Genomic DNA, 15,798 nt, shown 5'->3' on the forward strand with positions numbered 1-15,798 from the left:
ACGGACGCCGCGGGGGCGGCCGCCTCGATCGTCCCTGGAAAAGTGCTGCTCAGTGCTGCGTCGTGCGGTCGCTCGGCTCGGTGACCGGGCGCGCGCCCGCGACGTCGCCGGGAGCCGCCTTGATCGTACGCGGGGCCTGGCCGGCCGGCGGGTCGGCCGGAGCGGAGGCGTTGTCCTGGCCCTCCGACTTCATGGCCTTGGCCTCGCTCTTGAGGATGCGGGCGGACTTGCCGAGGGAACGCGCCATGTCCGGGAGCTTCTTCGCACCGAACAGCAGGACGATGACGACGAGAATGAGGATGATCTCGGGGGCGCCGAGCCTACCGAACATTTGCGTTTACCTTCTCACCGAGGCGGCATGGGGTGGGTACTGCCCGACTGATCGGACATTTGTCCATCAGACGCACGGCAGCGATCGTAACGCGCAGGGGTGAACGCCGGGCAATCCCCGTGCGTACTCCCGGAAGCGGCCCCCCGCCTCGTCGCCGGGGCCACCGAAACAGCGTACCGCCCGGTCAGTGGCCTTAGCAGAGAGCGGGAGGGAGGTTGTCAGAACCGCTCATTCCTGGCGCAAAGTCTGCACGGTCTGCGAGCTCGCCGCGGCGAGCGGCGCGGCGGCCCGCTCCAGGTCCTCCGCGGCCCGGCTGATCCGCAGCGAGCTCTCCGAGACCTGGCCGGCCAGCCGCCGCACCTCGGCCAGGACCCGGGCGGCCAGCACCCCGAGGACGGCGATGCCCAGGAAGGCGAGGGCGACGGCGAGCATGGGCCAGAACATGGGGCGAACCTATCGGGATGTCGGAATGACTCAAAACAACCGTTTGCCTGAGCTTGCCTGAGCGGCTCGCTCAGACCGTCGAGTGCAGCCGCAGGGTCCGCACCCCGCCGCCGGTCAGCAGCTCCACGATCCGCTCCCCCGCCGGCTTGCGGACCGCGGTGCCGCAGTCCGGGCAGGTGAAGGAGTAGAAGGTGGTGCGCCGGCTGCCGCCGATCGCCAGCCGCAGCGCGCTCGCCGCCAGCTCGAAGCGGCCGCGGCAGTCCGGGCACGCCGCCTTGAACATCGCGGCGCCCGGCACCCGCCCGTCCATCGCGTCCACCCTCACTCCCCGTACGCCGCAAGGGCCTCGCGGGCCGCGTCCCGGGCGCTGTCCGCCAGCACGGCCGGCGAGACTATGCGCCCGTCGCCGCCCAGCCGCAGCGCGAGCCGGCGCAGCGAGGCCGGCTCCGGGGTGCGCAGCGTGATCCGCAGGCCCCCGTCGGGCAGCTCCTCGGCGCTGTCGTGGGGGTAGTACTCGGCGACCCAGCGGCCGCCCGGGCCGACCTCGATCACGACCTCCGGGTCCTCGGCGGCCGGCTGCACCAGCCCCTCGGAGAGGTCCCGCAGCTCGACCGGCGGCGGATCGGACGGCTCGTCCAGCAGCCGGATTTCGGCCACCCGGTCCAGGCGGAAGGTGCGCCGGGCCTCCGACAGCCGGCACCACGCCTCCATGTACGTGTGGCCGACGACGAACAGCCGGATCGGGTCGACCTCGCGCTCGGTGAGCTCGTCGCGCGCGGGCGAGTAGTACGTGATCAGCACGCGGCGGCGCTCGGCGATCGCCCGGTCGACGTCCGCGAAGACGCCGCCCTCGGACTCGAAGGTCACCGACAGCCGGGAGCTGGCTCCGGCGGCCTCGCCCGCGGCGGCCTCGATCTTCGCGGTGGCCCGCACCAGCGCCTGCCGGCCGCTCTCGCGCAGGCCCGGCAGCGTGGCCACGGCGCGCGCGGCCACCAGCAGGGCCGTGGCCTCGTCGGCGGCGAGCCGCAGCGGCTCGCCGGTGCTGCTGCCCGAGGCGTCCGGGTTGTGCCACCAGATGCGGTCGCCGTCGGTGTCGATGTCGAGCAGGTCACCGCCGCGGAAGCTGGTGCCGCACATGGGCAGCACGTCGAGGTCGCCGATGAGCTCGTCCTCGGTGATCCCGAAGGCCCGTGCCACGTCCGTGACCCGGGCGCCGGGGCGCTCCCGCAGATAGGTGACCAGCGACAGCATGCGCCGCGTCTGGTCAATGGCGTTTCCGGCCATCAGAAGTCGGTCCGTTCCTCTCAGCCCCCGACGGACCCTCGGGCCCGTCGTCCGCCTGTCCCCGTATCAGCCTGTCTCAGCTCAGCCCTTGGCCACGGCACGCAGCCGGTCCAGGACCTGCTCCCGCAGCTCGGCCGGCTCCAGCACGACCACGTCCGGGCCGAACTCCACCAGCCACGCGTCCAGCCCGTGCCCGTACGGGATCTCCAGCTCGTCCCAGCCGTCGCCCAGCTCGCGCGTGCTCGTGGCCCGGGCCCGCAGCGGATAGCCGTGGTCCGCCCGCACCTTGATCCGGGCCGTGCCCGTCGCCGTCTCGCCCGCCCACCGCTCGACGGTCTCGCGGACCGTCACGTGGTCGGGCACCGGCGCCGTGAAGGGGATGCCCCGCGAGCGGACCTTGCCGGTGATCCGGGACAGCCGGAAGACCCGCTCCGCCTTGCGGTCGCGGTCCCAGCCCGCCAGGTACCAGTGGCCGCGCCAGCACTCCAGCGTCCACGGCTCGACGTGCCGCTGCTCGGGGCGGGCCGAGTTCGCCTTGCGGTAGTCGAAGACCACCGGGCGCCGGTCGCGCGCCGCGAGCATCAGCGGCTCGAAGGCCGCCTCGTGCACCGGGATCCGCGTCTCCAGCGCGCTGTGGCTGCCGTAGACCTCCTCCGCGAGCGGCATCCCGGCGGCCCGCAGCTTTTGCAGCGCTCCGCTGGCGGCGGCGGCCAGGCGCGCCTGCTGCCAGACGCTGGCCGCCAGCCCCAGGGCGGCGGCCTCCTCGACGTCCAGCGTGATGGGGGGCAGGCGGTTGCTGTCGCGGCGGGCCAGATAGCCGGTCTCGCCGTCGACGCTCTCCACCGTCTCGATGATCAGGCCGAGCTCGCGCAGGTCTTCCTTGTCGCGCTCGAACATGCGGTTGAAGGCGTCGTCACTGCCCTGGGCGTTGTCCGAGGCCCCGGAGTCGGCGCCCGAGGCCGCCGCGTACCCCGGCCCGAAGGCCTCGAGGTAGGCCTCAATGGACCCGCGAAGCTCCCGCTTGCTCAGCGGGCGGCGCGTCCCCAGCAGGCACAGTGCCAGGTTCATCAACCGCTCGGCCTTGGCAATCGCCATCGACGCCCTCTCTGCTTGTGCTCTCAACCGCTGACCGTACCGCTCCGGTCTTCCTGCGCAAAAGCCGAGGGTCCATGCCCCTGGAGGAGCATGGACCCTCGGCCCGCCGGCAGGTGACTCAGACCGCGATCAGGTCACAGACGAAGATCAGCGTCTCGCCCGGGGCGATCACGCCGCCACCGGCGCCACGCTCGCCGTAGGCGAGGTGGGCGGGGATGACCAGCTTGCGGCGGCCACCGACCTTCATGCCCTGGATGCCCTTGTCCCAGCCCTCGATGACCTGGCCGGCGCCCAGCTTGAACTCCAGCGGGGTGCCGCGGTTCCAGCTCGCGTCGAACTCCTCGCCGGTGGAGAAGGCCACGCCCACGTAGTGGACCTTGACGAAGTCGCCGGCCTTGGCGACCGCGCCGTCACCCTCCCAGACCTCGGTGATCTCCAGGTCAGAGGGCACCGGGCCGTCGGGGAAATCAATCTCGGGCTTGTCGATGCTCACGAAAGTGCTCCTACGAACGAATCTTGTAGACAACCGTGCAAGTCTGGCAGATATCGGTCGGAGATCAGACCTTGCCCACGATGTCCACGACGAATACCAGGGTGTTCTTGTCCAGACCGCTGCCGGCCTGGCCCTCGTAGCCCAGCTTCGGCGGGATCACCAGCTCGACCCGGTCCCCGACGTGCTTGCCGACCAGGCCCTTGTCCCAGCCCTGGACGACCGAGCCCGTGCCGATCTGGAAGCTCGTCGCCCCCGAGTGGTCCCAGGAGGAGTCGAACTTCTTGCCGTCCTCCCACTTCACGCCGGTGTACTGGGCGATCAGGCCCTCGCCGGCCTTGATCTCGGGGCCCGTGCCCTTGATCAGCACCTGCTCCTTGAGGTCCGACGGCGCCTTGGCGTCCTTGGGAATGGTGATCTCCGCGGCCTTCTGCGGCAGCACCTTCACCTCGGGCATGCCCTCGTCCGGCTTCGCCTGGTCGCCCTTGACCTCGCTCTTCGGGTCGACCTTCTGACCGCCGACCACGTCCACGACCCACACCAGGCCGTCCTCCGGAGCCAGGCCGAGCTGCGGGTTGACCTGCTCGCCGATGGTGTCCTTGACCGTGCCCACGACCTCGACCCGGCTGCCGGCCCGCTGGCCGGTCACGGCGTCCGCCACCTTCGCGGGCACCTGCTGGCCCGGCTGGCCCGCCGCGAAGACGTCCTGGCGGCGCACGTCCTTGTTGCCCGGGATCTGCCCCTGGCTCGACCAGGAACCGCCCAGCGGCTTGTCGTCCTTCATGCTCTGCACGGCGAAGTCGAGCCGCACGAACGTGCCCTTCTCGACCTTGTCGCCCTTGCCCTCCGAGAGCGTCTTGACGGAGAGCTCGTCGCCCGGCTTCGAGTCCTTCTCCACGGAGATCTCGGGCTTCTGGCCGAAGTCACCCTTCACCGAGACCTTCGCCTCGGACGACCCCTTGTCGTCACCGCCGCACGCCGCGGCGGAGAACAGCAGGGCAGGCACGGCCAGCGCCGCGGCCAGGCGACGCGTGTTCTTCGTGAGGTTCATCAGTCCAACTCGGGCTAGGGGGGTGGCTGAGCAAGTGCCCGCCACTCTACGGCCTCAATCTGTGCGATCAACCCCGCCCGACACGGCGGTGCACCGGGCCCGCACGGCCCGGCGCACCCCGCTGCCCGCACCGCCGGCTCACATCCCGGCGATCAGCTTCTCCACCCGGTCGTCCACCGACCGGAACGGGTCCTTGCACAGCACCGTCCGCTGCGCCTGGTCATTGAGCTTCAAGTGCACCCAGTCGACCGTGAAGTCGCGCCGCTGCTCCTGCGCACGGCGGATGAAGTCGCCCCGCAGCCGGGCCCGGGTCGTCTGCGGCGGCACCGACTTGCCCTCGAAGATCTTGACGTCATTGCACACCCGGGCCGCCCGGCCGCGCTTCTCCAGCAGGTAGTACAGCCCGCGGCGGCGGTGGATGTCGTGGTACGCGAGGTCTATCTGCGCGACCCTCGGGTGCGACATGGTGATGTTGTTCTTCGCCCGGTACTGCTCGATGAGCTGGTACTTCATCACCCAGTCGATCTCCGTGGAGATCCGGTCCAGATCCTCGTCCCGGACGGCCTCCAGGGTGCGGCCCCACAGCTCCAGGACCCGCTCCACCGTGCCCGTGCGGATGCCGCGGCGCTCGCAGAAGTCCACGGCCTTCTCGTAGTACTCCTGCTGGACCTCCAGGGCCGAGGCCTCGCGCCCGCTCGCGAGCCGGACCTTCCGCCGGCCCGTAATGTCGTGACTGACCTCACGGATCGCCCGGATCGGATTCTCCAGCGTCAGGTCGCGCATGACCGTGCCCGCCTCGATCATGCGCAGCACCAGGTCCGTCGCGCCGACCTTCAGCAGCATGGTCGTCTCGGACATGTTGGAGTCGCCGACGATGACGTGCAGCCGGCGGTAGCGCTCGGCGTCCGCGTGCGGCTCGTCCCGCGTATTGATGATCGGGCGGGAGCGGGTCGTCGCCGAGCTGACGCCCTCCCAGATGTGCTCCGCGCGCTGACTGACGCAGTACACCGCGCCCCGCGGCGTCTGGAGCACCTTCCCGGCCCCGCACAGCAGCTGCCGCGTCACCAGGAACGGGATGAGAATGTCCGCAAGACGCGAGAACTCCCCGTGCCGCGCGACGAGATAGTTCTCGTGGCAGCCGTAGGAGTTCCCGGCGGAGTCGGTGTTGTTCTTGAAGAGGTAGACGTCGCCCGCGATCCCCTCCTCGTGCAGGCGCCGTTCGGCATCGACGAGCAGGCCCTCGAGAATGCGCTCGCCCGCCTTGTCGTGGGTGACCAGCTCGATCACGCTGTCGCACTCCGGCGTTGCGTATTCCGGGTGCGAGCCCACATCCAGGTAAAGACGCGCTCCGTTGCGCAGGAAGACATTGCTGCTGCGGCCCCAGGAAACGACACGGCGGAAGAGGTAGCGCGCCACTTCGTCAGGCGACAGCCGGCGCTGTCCCCTGAAGGTGCACGTGACGCCGTACTCGTTCTCCAGCCCGAAAATGCGGCGGTCCATGCCTGAACATTACGCCTGATGCCCTGCGCTGAAACCGGGTTCGACCGCACCGTTCCGATCATTTTCCGACCGGGCCGCGGCGGGCTCGTCCTCCGAGCGCGCCACGATGGGCGAGGGGCCCGCCGGAGCTTGCAGCGCACGCCGCGCCGCCAGCATGACGACCAGGGCGGCCACGCCGCAGCCCACGGCGACCGCGAAGCCCGCACGGAGGCTGACGCCCTGGAGCGCGGGGCCGGCGAAGGCCGTGCCGATGGCCGCGCCCACGCCGAAGGACGTCACCAGCCACGAGAACGCCTCGGTGACGGTGCCGCGCAGCGCGTGCCGGTCCACGACCACGAAGGCGCAGGCCAGACAGGGGGCCAGGAAGACGCCGGCGACACCGGCGAAGACCGTCATCAGGACCGGGCCCGGCACCAGCAGCAGCGGCAGGTAGCACACCGCGAGGCCGATGACGAGCAGCCGCAGCCGCTGCTCCGGGGTGCCGGGCCACTGCCGGTGGCCGTAGACGGTGCCGCCGATGAAGGCGCCCACGCCGACCGCGGAGAGCAGGTAGCCGGCCACGTTGCCGTCGTGGTGGGCCTCGCCGTAGGCCACCGCGGAGACCGCGATCGAGCCGAGCGCGGAGCCGATGAAGAAGAACGTCCCGAGCAGCACGAGCAGCCCGCGCGAGCGCAGGGCGCCCAGCCAGTGCGCCTCACGGGGCGCGCTGCGCCACTCGCGGGAGGGCGGCGAGGTGACGACGGCGAGCGCGCCGAGGGCGCCCAGGGCGTTGATCACGAACAGCGAGCCGGCCGGGGACCACAGGGAGACGAGCCCGGTGATGATTAGCGGGCCGACGACGTACATCACTTCCTGGGCGATGGCGTCGAGGGAGTACGCGGCGTGGATCCGCTCCTCGCTCTTGAGGACCGACGGCCACAGCGCCCGCAGGCCGCCCTCCAGCGGCGGCGTGAAGAATCCGGACACCACCATGGCCGCGTAAGCTAGGGCGACGGGTTCCAGACCGGCGGCGGCGAAGACCGTCATGCCGAGCGCGGCCAGCAGGGCCGACGGCAGCATGACGCGCGGCTGTCCGTAGAGGTCGACGGCCCGGCCCAGCAGCGGCTGGCCCACCGCGTTCGCCACGCCGTAGACGGCGGAGAGCGCCGAGGCGAGCGCGAGGCTGCCCCCCTCGGCACGGACGAAGAGGACGATCGCGAGCGCGGCCGTGGCATTCGGCAGACGGCCCACCAGCGTGCCTGTGAGCAGGCGCGCGGCGTGCCGCGTTCGGAGCATCTCGCCGTAGCCGGCCGCCATCGGTGACTTCCTCTCTTCCCCGAGCCTCGGGTTTTACGTATAACTTGAAGCGTCATACGTATCATGGCCGCAGCCCGCGGGTCCAACGCCGCAGGCCGCGCCACTCAGGGGAGGCACCTACAGTGACCAGCGGCGAAGAGACCCCGCAGCGCCCCGGCGAGCGGTGGCCCACGGCCCGCGGCCCCCGCGCCGGCGCCCGCGCCACCAGCCGCGACGTCGCCCGCGCCGCCGGCGTCTCCCAGGCCACGGTCTCCCTCGTCATGGGCGAGAAGTGGCGCGGCCGCGTCTCCGAGCGCACCGCGGAGGCCGTCCGCTCCGCCGCCCGCAGCCTGGGCTACCGCCCCAACCTCGCCGCCCGCGACCTGCGCCTGGGCCGCACCCGTACGGTCCTGCTGGTCGTCCCCGCGCTCACCAACGAGTTCTTCGCCCGGGTGCACACGGGCGTCGTCCGCGTCGCCCGCGAGCACGGCCTCGGCGTCGTGCTCTACCTCTCCCCCGAGGGCACCGGCCCGGCCCCCGACCCCTTCGCCTCCGCCTCCGCCACCCTCGACGGCGTGCTCGCCTCCTCGATGGCCGCCGAAGCCCTCGGCGCCCTCCGCGGCGGCGGCCTCCCGCTCGTCATGCTCGACAGCGACCCCGGCCGCGAAGGCGCCTCCGCCACCGTCAACCCCGACATCGCCGACGGCATGCGCCAGGTCGCCGGGCACCTGCTGGGCCTCGGCCACCGGCGCTTCCTGCACCTCGCCTCGGACATCGACACCTGGACCTTCCGGGTCCGCGCCCGCGCCCTCGCCGACGCCCTGTGCGCGACGTCCGGCGTGACGGTGCGCACGGAGCGGGCGCCCCTGACCGTCGCCGACGGGCTGCGCGCCACCGAGAAGGCCCTCGCCGAGCCCGGCCACCGCCCCACCGCGATCATCTGCGACGACGATGTCCTGGCCGCGGGCGCCTGCAAGGCCGCCCGCCGGCTGGGCCTGCACGTGCCCGCCGACCTCTCCGTCACCGGCTTCACCGACCTGGCCCTCGCCACGGCCGTCGAGCCCGAGCTCACCACCGTCCAGCTGCCGGCCGAGGCGGTCGGCGAGGCCGGGATGCGGGCCCTCGTCGCCGTCCTCGACGGCCGGACCCCGGCCCCCGAGGCCCTTCCGGTCCGCCTGGTCACCCGCGGCACCACGGCACACGCCCGCACATAGCGTGCGAACGCCGTGCGCCCCGGCGGGGAAACCCGGCGGGGCGCACGGCGTGGGCAATAGCAGGAGGAATCAGCTCTCGGTGGAGGCCTCTCCGCCCTCCTCCGAAGCCGCTTCCGGCTCCGCGTCCGCTTCGGCGGCGGCGGAGGTGTCCCCCTCCAGCAGCCGCGACAGCTGACGGCCCAGCAGCCGCTTGAACTTCCGCTGCTGCGGCCGCGTGCGGTCCAGGACCGCGACCTCCAGCTGCTCCGCGGTCAGCGTCCGCTCGCCGCCGTTGTTATCGCGGGTGAGGGACTCCACGGCGAGCTTCAGCACCTCGGAGAGCGTCATGCCGTCGCGGTGCCGCTGATCGAGGTAATTGCTGATCTGATCGGCATTGCCACCGATGGCGACCGAACCGTGCTCGTCCACGATCGAGCCGTCGTGCGGCAGCCGGTAGATCTGGTCATCCTCGGGGCCCGCGCCGACCTCGGCGACGATCAGCTCGACCTCGTAGGGCTTCTCGGCCGCGCTGGAGAAGATCCCGCCCAGCGTCTGGGCGTAGACGTTGGCCAGGCCACGGGCCGTGACATCGTCCCGGTCATAGGTGTAACCACGGAGGTCGGCATAGCGCACGCCGCCGATCCGCAGATTTTCGAATTCGTTGTACTTCCCGACCGCGGCAAACGCGATCCGGTCATAGATTTCGCTGACCTTGTGCAGGGCCCGGGACGGGTTCTCGGCAACGAAGACAACGCCATCGGTGTATTGGAGCACCACGACGCTGCGGCCGCGCGCAATGCCCTTGCGGGCGTACTCGGCGCGGTCGGCCATGGCCTGCTGAGGTGATACGTAGAACGGCGTCGACACCGGTTATCCGTCCCTTTCTGTCGATGAGGGGTTCATTCCGCAGCCCTCAGAGGAGGGCGGCCCGCGGGCCGTCCGGCTCCTGGAGGCGCCGGTCGTGGATCGCCCGGACGACCTCGGAGCACTCCGCCTCGGTGAGCTTGCGGAACCCCTCGTCGGTGATGACGGTGACGATCGGATAGATGCGCCGCGCGAGGTCCGGCCCGCCGGTCGCGGAGTCGTCGTCGGCGGCGTCGTAGAGCGCCTGGACGACGAGCGTGAGGGTCTGGCCCTCCGTCAGGTCCTCACGGAAGAGCTTCTTCAGCGACCCCCGGGCGAAGACCGAGCCCGAGCCGGTGGCGGCGAAGCCGTGCTCCTCCGAGCGGCCGCCGGTCACGTCGTAGGAGAAGATCCGGCCCTTCTGGCGGTCGACGTCCCAGCCGGCGAAGAGCGGCACCACGGCCAGGCCCTGCATGGCCATGCCGAGGTTGCTGCGGATCATCGTCGACAGCCGGTTGGCCTTGCCCTCCAGCGAGAGCTGGACCCCCTCGACCTTCTCGAAGTGCTCCAGCTCCAGCTGGAAGAGCTTGACCATCTCCACGGCCAGCCCGGCCGTGCCGGCGATGCCCACCGCCGAGTACTCGTCGGCGGGGAAGACCTTCTCGATGTCGCGCTGGGCGATGACGTTGCCCATCGTCGCCCGGCGGTCACCGGCCAGCACCACACCGCCGGGGAACGAGGCCGCGACGATGGTCGTCCCATGGGGAATCTCGATCGCGCCCTGCACCGGCGGGAGCACCCGGTTGCCCGGGAGCAGCTCCGGCGAGTGCGCGGAGAGGAAGTCCATGAAGGACGAGGAGCCGGGGGTCAGGAAGGCAGCCGGCAGACGCCCGGTGCTACGAGTGTTGGCTTCCACACGTTTCCTTCCAGGTATGCAGCGGCCCGCCCCATGACGTCCGCTCGATCCTTGAACCGCCCCAGGGCCGCGTCGGAGCTGGGGCGCAGTACGCCAGGGACCTTACCGGTCCCATGATCGTGATTTACAGGCGGCGGCAGGTGCCTACTCGCCGCCCTTCTGCACGAAGGAGCGCACGAAGTCCTCGGCGTTCTCCTCGAGGACGTCGTCGATCTCGTCCAGCACGGAGTCGACGTCGTCCGACAGCTTCTCCTGCCGCTCCTTGAGGTCCTCCGAGACCTGCGCGTCCTGCGCCTGTTCCTCGACGTCCTCGGTGGATCGCGTGGCCTTCTGCTGACCGCCGCCGGTGTCCTTGGTCGCCATATCCCTCACCCCGCTCGGTTCGACGTACAAGATCGGACGTGCACAGTCGTACTCAGCCGTACTCGGGCCTGCATGATCAGACCCTATAACCCGGGTCCCGCATCGGCCCGGCACTTGCTACAACGTCCCGGAACCACCGTGATGATTCCCTGAACGCTCCCCTCTCAGACCTGGCTCAGCCCCCGGAGAGGACCCGGACCAGCTCTTCCGCGGTGCGGCAGCGGTCCAGGAGTTCCTTGACGTGGTTGCGCGTGCCGCGCAGTGGCTCCAGGGTGGGCACCCGTTGCAGGGAGTCACGGCCCGGGAGGTCGAAGATCACCGAGTCCCAGGAGGCCGCGGCCACGTCGTCCGCGTACTGCTCCAGGCAGCGGCCGCGGAAGTAGGCCCGGGTGTCCTCGGGCGGGACCGTGCGGGCGCGCTCCACCTCGGTCTCGTCCAGCAGCCGCTTCATCCTGCCGCGGGCCGCGAGACGGTTGTACAGGCCCTTCTCGGGCCGCACGTCCGCGTACTGGAGGTCCACCAGGTGCAGCCGGGCCGCGTCCCAGCCCAGGCCGTCGCGGCGGCGGTAGCCCTCCAGGAGCTCCCGCTTGGCCACCCAGTCCAGCTCGCCGGCCAGGCTCATCGGATCGTGCTCCAGCCGGTTCAGCACGTCCTCCCAGCGGCCCAGGACGTCCTTGGTCTGCTCGTCGGCGTCGGCCCCGAAGCGGTTCTCGACGTACTTGCGGGCCAGCTCGCAGTACTCCATCTGGAGCTGTACGCCGGTGAGCGTGCGGCCGCTGCGGAGCGTGATCAGGCGTTGCAGGGTGGGGTCGTGGCTGACCTGGTGGAGCGTGCGGACGGGCTGGTCGACGGCCAGGTCGGAGACGATGAAGCCGTCCTCGATCATGGACAGGACCAGCGCGGTGGTGCCCAGCTTGAGGTAGGTGGAGATCTCCGAGAGGTTGGCGTCGCCGATGATCACGTGGAGCCGGCGGTACTTCTCCGCGTCGGCGTGCGGCTCGTCGCGCGTGTTGATGATCGGCCGCTTGAGGGTGGTCTCCAGGCCCACCTCGACCTCGAAGTAGTCCGCGCGCTGGCTGAGCTGGAAGCCGTGCTCGTGGCCGTCCTGGCCGATGCCGACGCGGCCGGCGCCGGTGACGACCTGGCGGGAGACGAAGAAGGGCGTCAGGTGGCGCACGATGTCCGAGAAGGGGGTCTCCCGCTTCATCAGGTAGTTCTCGTGGGTGCCGTAGGACGCGCCCTTGTTGTCGGTGTTGTTCTTGTAGAGGTGGATCGGCTGGGCTCCGGGCAGCTGGGCGGCGCGCTCGGCGGCCTCGGCCATGATCCGCTCGCCGGCCTTGTCCCACAGGACGGCGTCGCGCGGGTTGGTGATCTCCGGGGAGCTGTACTCGGGGTGGGCGTGGTCGACGTAGAGCCGCGCCCCGTTGGTCAGGATGACGTTGGCGAGGCCGATGTCCTCGTCGGTGAGCTGGCTGGAGTCCGCGGCTTCGCGGGCGAGGTCGAAGCCCCGGGCGTCCCGCAGCGGGTTCTCCTCCTCGAAGTCCCAGCGGGCGCGTCGCGCCCGGTGCATCGCCGCGGCGTAGGCGTTGACGATCTGGGACGAGGTGAGCATGGCATTGGCGTTCGGGTGACCGGGGACGGAGATCCCGTACTCCGTCTCGATGCCCATTACTCGCCGTACGGTCATGCGGCCCTCCTTGCCCGGCGGCGCCCCCTGGTGGGGTCGGCGCTCAAGTACCGCTGCGCATCCGGTCCGTGTCCGGCCCTCGCTCCCCCGGCGCGCGCTGCGGCGGTATCGAAGAGCCTAGAACGGCTTTGCGGCGGTGGGGAGATCATTACAGTCATTGCTCCGGTTCGTGGCGTACCCGGGCCAAGGGCGCTCCCCGTGGCGCGATCCTGGCGGGAAACCTGCGGAATTCGGCGCGGGCGGCGGAAAAACACGTCCGGCCGCGGTTGTCCCGGGGTGTGCCCCCGCCGAAGCGGGGGCGGGACATCCGCAGCCGGACGGCGGTGCTACAGGTACTGGCCGGTATTCGCCACCGTGTCGATCGAGCGACCGGTGTCGGCGCCCTGCTTCCCGGTGACCAGGGTGCGGATGAAGACGATCCGCTCGCCCTTCTTGCCGGAGATCCGGGCCCAGTCGTCCGGGTTGGTGGTGTTGGGCAGGTCCTCGTTCTCCTTGAACTCGTCGACGCAGGCGGCGAGCAGGTGGGAGACGCGCAGACCCTTCTGGTTGTGGTCGAGGAAGGCCTTGATCGCCATCTTCTTCGCCCGGTCCACAATGTTCTGGATCATGGCGCCGGAGTTGAAGTCCTTGAAATAGAGGACTTCCTTGTCGCCATTGGCGTAGGTGACCTCGAGGAAGCGGTTTTCCTCGGATTCAGCGTACATCTGCTCGACGACCGACTGGATCATGCCGGCCACGGCGGCCGCGGAGTCCCCGCCGTGCTCGGTGAGGTCGTCCGCGTGGATGGGCAGGGTCCGGGTGAGGTACTTCGAGAAGATGTCCTTGGCGGCCTCGGCGTCCGGGCGCTCGATCTTGATCTTCACATCGAGACGGCCGGGGCGCAGGATGGCCGGGTCGATCATGTCCTCCCGGTTGGAGGCGCCGATCACGATCACGTTCTCCAGGCCCTCGACGCCGTCGATCTCGGAGAGGAGCTGGGGGACGATGGTGTTCTCGACGTCCGAGCTGACTCCGGATCCGCGGGTGCGGAAGAGGGAGTCCATCTCGTCGAAGAAGACGATGACCGGGGTGCCCTCGCTCGCCTTCTCCCTCGCCCGCTGGAAGATCAGCCGGATGTGCCGCTCGGTCTCCCCGACGTACTTGTTGAGGAGCTCGGGGCCCTTGATGTTGAGGAAGAAGCTCTTCCCCGCGGGCTTGCCGGTGACCTCGGCGACCTTCTTGGCAAGGGAGTTGGCGACGGCCTTGGCGATGAGCGTCTTGCCGCAGCCGGGGGGCCCGTACAGCAGCACGCCCTTGGGCGGCCGCAGTTCGTGCTCCTTGAAGAGGTCGGGGTAGAGGTAGGGGAGCTCGACCGCGTCACGGATCAGCTCGATCTGGTTCCCCAGGCCGCCGATCTTGGTGTAGTCGATGTCCGGGACCTCTTCGAGGACGAGCTCCTCGACCTCGCTCTTCGGGATGATCTCGTAGACGTAGCCGGAACGGGGTTCCAGGAGCAGGGCGTCGCCGGGACGGATGGTGGTGTCCAGCAGCGGCTCGGCGAGCCTCACCACCCGCTCCTCGTCGGTGTGCCCGATGACCAGGGCGCGCTCGCCGTCCTCGAGGATCTCCTTGAGGGTGACGATGTCCCCGGCCCGCTCGAACTCCATGGCTTCGACCACGTTGAGCGCTTCGTTGAGCATGACCTCCTGGCCGCGCCTGAGGTCCTCCGCCTCGACGCTCGGGCTGACGTTCACCCGGAGCTTGCGGCCCCCGGTGAAGATGTCGGCCGTGCCGTCGTCGTTGGCCTTGAGGAAGACCCCGAAGCCGGCCGGCGGCTGTGCGAGCCGGTCGACCTCCTCCTTGAGGGCGACGATCTGGTCGCGCGCCTCGCGGAGGGTGTTGGCGAGCCGCTCGTTCTGCGCGGACACGCCGGCCAGGTTGGTCTGGAGCTCGACGATCCGCTCTTCGAGAATCCTCGTGTGCCGCGGAGAGTCGGCGAGCTTGCGTCGCAGGACGGCGATCTCCTGCTCGTAATAGGCAACCTGGCTCGCGAGGTCGTCGGACGCTCGTCCCGGCCGGATGCCGCGGTTCATGTCGTCGTCGTGGGCTGCCACGGTCCTCACCTCCTCCAAGGGGAGCTGGACGCTTCCTGACCCTACCTGGGCCGGTGCAGGTTGAAACCCCTAGATCACAAACCCGGTCGGAGTGTGTCCGATCTTCACCCTTGCGCACGTCCCCACAGCAGGGGAATACCCACCCATCAACATCGGAAAGCGGGCGGTTGTATCGTCGAGTCGGTCAACACCCGTCAGGGCTGGCTCCAATTGATTCAGATACGTAGCGAACGGCAGGGCGAGATGACCGTGCAGAACGAGGACCGTGCAGGCACGGCCGGGGCTCCGGCGGGCCAGGACGCGACGGAGGCGACGGACGGGGCTCTGGAGGTCTGGATCGACCAGGACCTGTGCACCGGGGACGGGATCTGCGCCCAGTATGCGCCCGAGGTCTTCGAGCTGGACATCGACGGCCTGGCCTACGTGAAGAGCGCCGACGACGAGCTGCTCCAGGAGCCCGGCGCGACGACGCCGGTGCCGCTGACCCTGCTCACCGATGTCCGGGACTCCGCGAAGGAGTGCCCGGGCGACTGCATTCATGTACGCCGCATTTCGGACAAGGTGGAGATCTACGGCCCCGACGCCGAGTGACGGCTCACACACTCCCCGCGACCGGGTGCGGCCGGAGGACGAACTTCCCGTTCTTCCAGTGCCATTCGACGGTCCGCCGCATGTCCGGGCAGCAACGCGGCACGCTCGCGGACGAGTAGCCGAGCAGAGTGGCCGAAACGGTGCCCTCGGTGACGGTGAGAGCGGTGACGGTCATCTTCTCCTTGGGGTCGACGAGGGTCGCGAGGACGCGCGGCGGCTCGCCGTACGAGCGGGGCTCGGCGAGCAGGTAGACCCCGCTGGGCGGGGTGCCGCCGCCGGCGCGGCAGCGCACGACGGCCACGGTCTCCAGCCGGCCGTCGTGGTCGAGGTCCGAGGTGACCTGCTGGACGACGTCGGGGCCGCCGCCGGGGCCGCACCGGAGCGGGTAGCGGCCGGCGAGCGCGTCGGGGGCCCGGGTGGCCGCGGCGGGTGCGACGGCGCGCGCGGGGGCCGGGTCCTCGCGGGGACCGGTGAGACAGGCGACGGCGATCACGGCGGCGAGGGCCACCGCGGTGACCAGCCAGTGCACGGGCCCGGGGCGGGTGTGCGGGAGGGGCTCGGCGGGCTCGGGGTCGGGATGAGCACGGTCTGGGTGAAGACTGCCGGCCGGTGGCTGCACGCGCGCTGACTCCTGGAGGCGGT

18 protein-coding genes are annotated in these 15,798 nt (G+C 70.5%); 2 read left to right on the forward strand and 16 right to left on the reverse strand.

From position 1 onward, the window contains the following. Positions 1-49 precede the first annotated feature (49 nt). The 9 genes from tatA to D7231_RS25015 form a co-directional block, all read right to left on the reverse strand. Positions 50-331, reverse strand: coding sequence for a Sec-independent protein translocase subunit TatA (gene tatA / locus D7231_RS24975; RefSeq protein WP_106677746.1), 282 nt, complete (start codon positions 329-331; stop codon positions 50-52). 228 nt (positions 332-559) lie between these two features. Next, positions 560-775 carry a hypothetical protein gene (locus D7231_RS24980; RefSeq protein ID WP_120757787.1) on the reverse strand — a complete coding sequence of 72 codons (216 nt, stop codon included), beginning with the start codon at positions 773-775 and terminating at the stop codon, positions 560-562. Positions 776-845: 70 nt separating this feature from the next. After that, positions 846-1,085 carry a hypothetical protein gene (locus D7231_RS24985; RefSeq protein WP_120757920.1) on the reverse strand — a complete coding sequence of 80 codons (240 nt, stop codon included), beginning with the start codon at positions 1,083-1,085 and terminating at the stop codon, positions 846-848. A gap of 11 nt (positions 1,086-1,096) precedes the next feature. Continuing rightward, positions 1,097-2,059 carry a helix-turn-helix transcriptional regulator gene (locus tag D7231_RS24990; RefSeq protein WP_120757788.1) on the reverse strand — a complete coding sequence of 321 codons (963 nt, stop codon included), beginning with the start codon at positions 2,057-2,059 and terminating at the stop codon, positions 1,097-1,099. Between the two features lie 81 nt (positions 2,060-2,140). Then, positions 2,141-3,154 (reverse strand): helix-turn-helix transcriptional regulator, encoded by a 1,014-nt coding sequence (locus D7231_RS24995; RefSeq protein WP_120757789.1) that lies wholly within the window; start codon positions 3,152-3,154, stop codon positions 2,141-2,143. Positions 3,155-3,272: 118 nt separating this feature from the next. After that, complete coding sequence (locus D7231_RS25000; RefSeq protein WP_120757790.1) at positions 3,273-3,647, reverse strand: FKBP-type peptidyl-prolyl cis-trans isomerase; 375 nt, start codon at positions 3,645-3,647, stop codon at positions 3,273-3,275. Positions 3,648-3,711: 64 nt separating this feature from the next. Continuing rightward, complete coding sequence (locus D7231_RS25005; RefSeq protein ID WP_120757791.1) at positions 3,712-4,695, reverse strand: FKBP-type peptidyl-prolyl cis-trans isomerase; 984 nt, start codon at positions 4,693-4,695, stop codon at positions 3,712-3,714. Positions 4,696-4,833: 138 nt separating this feature from the next. Next, positions 4,834-6,195, reverse strand: coding sequence for a Pup--protein ligase (pafA, locus tag D7231_RS25010; protein ID WP_120757792.1), 1,362 nt, complete (start codon positions 6,193-6,195; stop codon positions 4,834-4,836). A gap of 9 nt (positions 6,196-6,204) precedes the next feature. Then, complete coding sequence (locus D7231_RS25015; protein WP_120757793.1) at positions 6,205-7,491, reverse strand: MFS transporter; 1,287 nt, start codon at positions 7,489-7,491, stop codon at positions 6,205-6,207. A 122-nt stretch (positions 7,492-7,613) separates the two neighbouring features. Here D7231_RS25015 and D7231_RS25020 point away from each other — a divergent pair, with 122 nt between their 5' ends. After that, entirely contained in the window at positions 7,614-8,684 is a 1,071-nt protein-coding gene (locus D7231_RS25020; RefSeq protein WP_241999910.1) for a LacI family DNA-binding transcriptional regulator, read from the forward strand. Positions 8,685-8,753: 69 nt separating this feature from the next. Here the strand turns inward: D7231_RS25020 and prcA are convergent, their stop codons facing one another. From prcA to arc, 6 genes are all read right to left on the reverse strand, one after another. Continuing rightward, positions 8,754-9,530, reverse strand: coding sequence for a proteasome subunit alpha (gene prcA / locus D7231_RS25025; RefSeq protein WP_120757794.1), 777 nt, complete (start codon positions 9,528-9,530; stop codon positions 8,754-8,756). Between the two features lie 46 nt (positions 9,531-9,576). Further along, positions 9,577-10,422 (reverse strand): proteasome subunit beta, encoded by an 846-nt coding sequence (prcB, locus tag D7231_RS25030; protein ID WP_120757795.1) that lies wholly within the window; start codon positions 10,420-10,422, stop codon positions 9,577-9,579. Next, positions 10,374-10,562, reverse strand: coding sequence for an endonuclease domain-containing protein (locus D7231_RS25035; protein ID WP_120757796.1), 189 nt, complete (start codon positions 10,560-10,562; stop codon positions 10,374-10,376). Before D7231_RS25035 ends, prcB begins: the two co-directional genes overlap by 49 nt. A gap of 4 nt (positions 10,563-10,566) precedes the next feature. After that, a complete protein-coding gene (locus tag D7231_RS25040) occupies positions 10,567-10,785 on the reverse strand; it encodes a ubiquitin-like protein Pup (protein ID WP_058045164.1) in 219 nt (72 codons plus the stop codon). A 175-nt stretch (positions 10,786-10,960) separates the two neighbouring features. Next, positions 10,961-12,472, reverse strand: a complete 1,512-nt coding sequence (dop, locus tag D7231_RS25045; RefSeq protein ID WP_194961981.1) for a depupylase/deamidase Dop — start codon at positions 12,470-12,472, stop codon at positions 10,961-10,963. A 326-nt stretch (positions 12,473-12,798) separates the two neighbouring features. Then, complete coding sequence (arc, locus tag D7231_RS25050; RefSeq protein WP_120757798.1) at positions 12,799-14,565, reverse strand: proteasome ATPase; 1,767 nt, start codon at positions 14,563-14,565, stop codon at positions 12,799-12,801. A 243-nt stretch (positions 14,566-14,808) separates the two neighbouring features. On the opposite strand from arc, the gene D7231_RS25055 reads away from it, so the two are divergent. Further along, complete coding sequence (locus D7231_RS25055; protein ID WP_228775245.1) at positions 14,809-15,156, forward strand: ferredoxin; 348 nt, start codon at positions 14,809-14,811, stop codon at positions 15,154-15,156. A 4-nt stretch (positions 15,157-15,160) separates the two neighbouring features. On the opposite strand, the gene D7231_RS25060 is transcribed toward D7231_RS25055, so the two are convergent. Beyond that, positions 15,161-15,775 (reverse strand): hypothetical protein, encoded by a 615-nt coding sequence (locus tag D7231_RS25060; protein WP_241999911.1) that lies wholly within the window; start codon positions 15,773-15,775, stop codon positions 15,161-15,163. Between the last annotated feature and the right edge of the window lie 23 nt (positions 15,776-15,798).

The organism is Streptomyces klenkii, from assembly GCF_003626645.1.
Lineage (GTDB): Bacteria > Actinomycetota > Actinomycetes > Streptomycetales > Streptomycetaceae > Streptomyces > Streptomyces klenkii.

Coding starts and splice junctions, on each gene's coding strand:
- dop (WP_194961981.1), bottom strand. CDS start 12,472: ATGACCGTACGGCGAGTAATGGGCATCGAGACGGAGTACGGGATCTCC.
- D7231_RS25040 (WP_058045164.1), bottom strand. CDS start 10,785: ATGGCGACCAAGGACACCGGCGGCGGTCAGCAGAAGGCCACGCGATCC.
- D7231_RS25005 (WP_120757791.1), bottom strand. CDS start 4,695: ATGAACCTCACGAAGAACACGCGTCGCCTGGCCGCGGCGCTGGCCGTG.
- tatA (WP_106677746.1), bottom strand. CDS start 331: ATGTTCGGTAGGCTCGGCGCCCCCGAGATCATCCTCATTCTCGTCGTC.
- pafA (WP_120757792.1), bottom strand. CDS start 6,195: ATGGACCGCCGCATTTTCGGGCTGGAGAACGAGTACGGCGTCACGTGC.
- D7231_RS25015 (WP_120757793.1), bottom strand. CDS start 7,491: ATGGCGGCCGGCTACGGCGAGATGCTCCGAACGCGGCACGCCGCGCGC.
- D7231_RS24985 (WP_120757920.1), bottom strand. CDS start 1,085: ATGGACGGGCGGGTGCCGGGCGCCGCGATGTTCAAGGCGGCGTGCCCG.
- D7231_RS24990 (WP_120757788.1), bottom strand. CDS start 2,059: ATGGCCGGAAACGCCATTGACCAGACGCGGCGCATGCTGTCGCTGGTC.
- D7231_RS24980 (WP_120757787.1), bottom strand. CDS start 775: ATGTTCTGGCCCATGCTCGCCGTCGCCCTCGCCTTCCTGGGCATCGCC.
- D7231_RS25055 (WP_228775245.1), top strand. CDS start 14,809: ATGACCGTGCAGAACGAGGACCGTGCAGGCACGGCCGGGGCTCCGGCG.
- D7231_RS24995 (WP_120757789.1), bottom strand. CDS start 3,154: ATGGCGATTGCCAAGGCCGAGCGGTTGATGAACCTGGCACTGTGCCTG.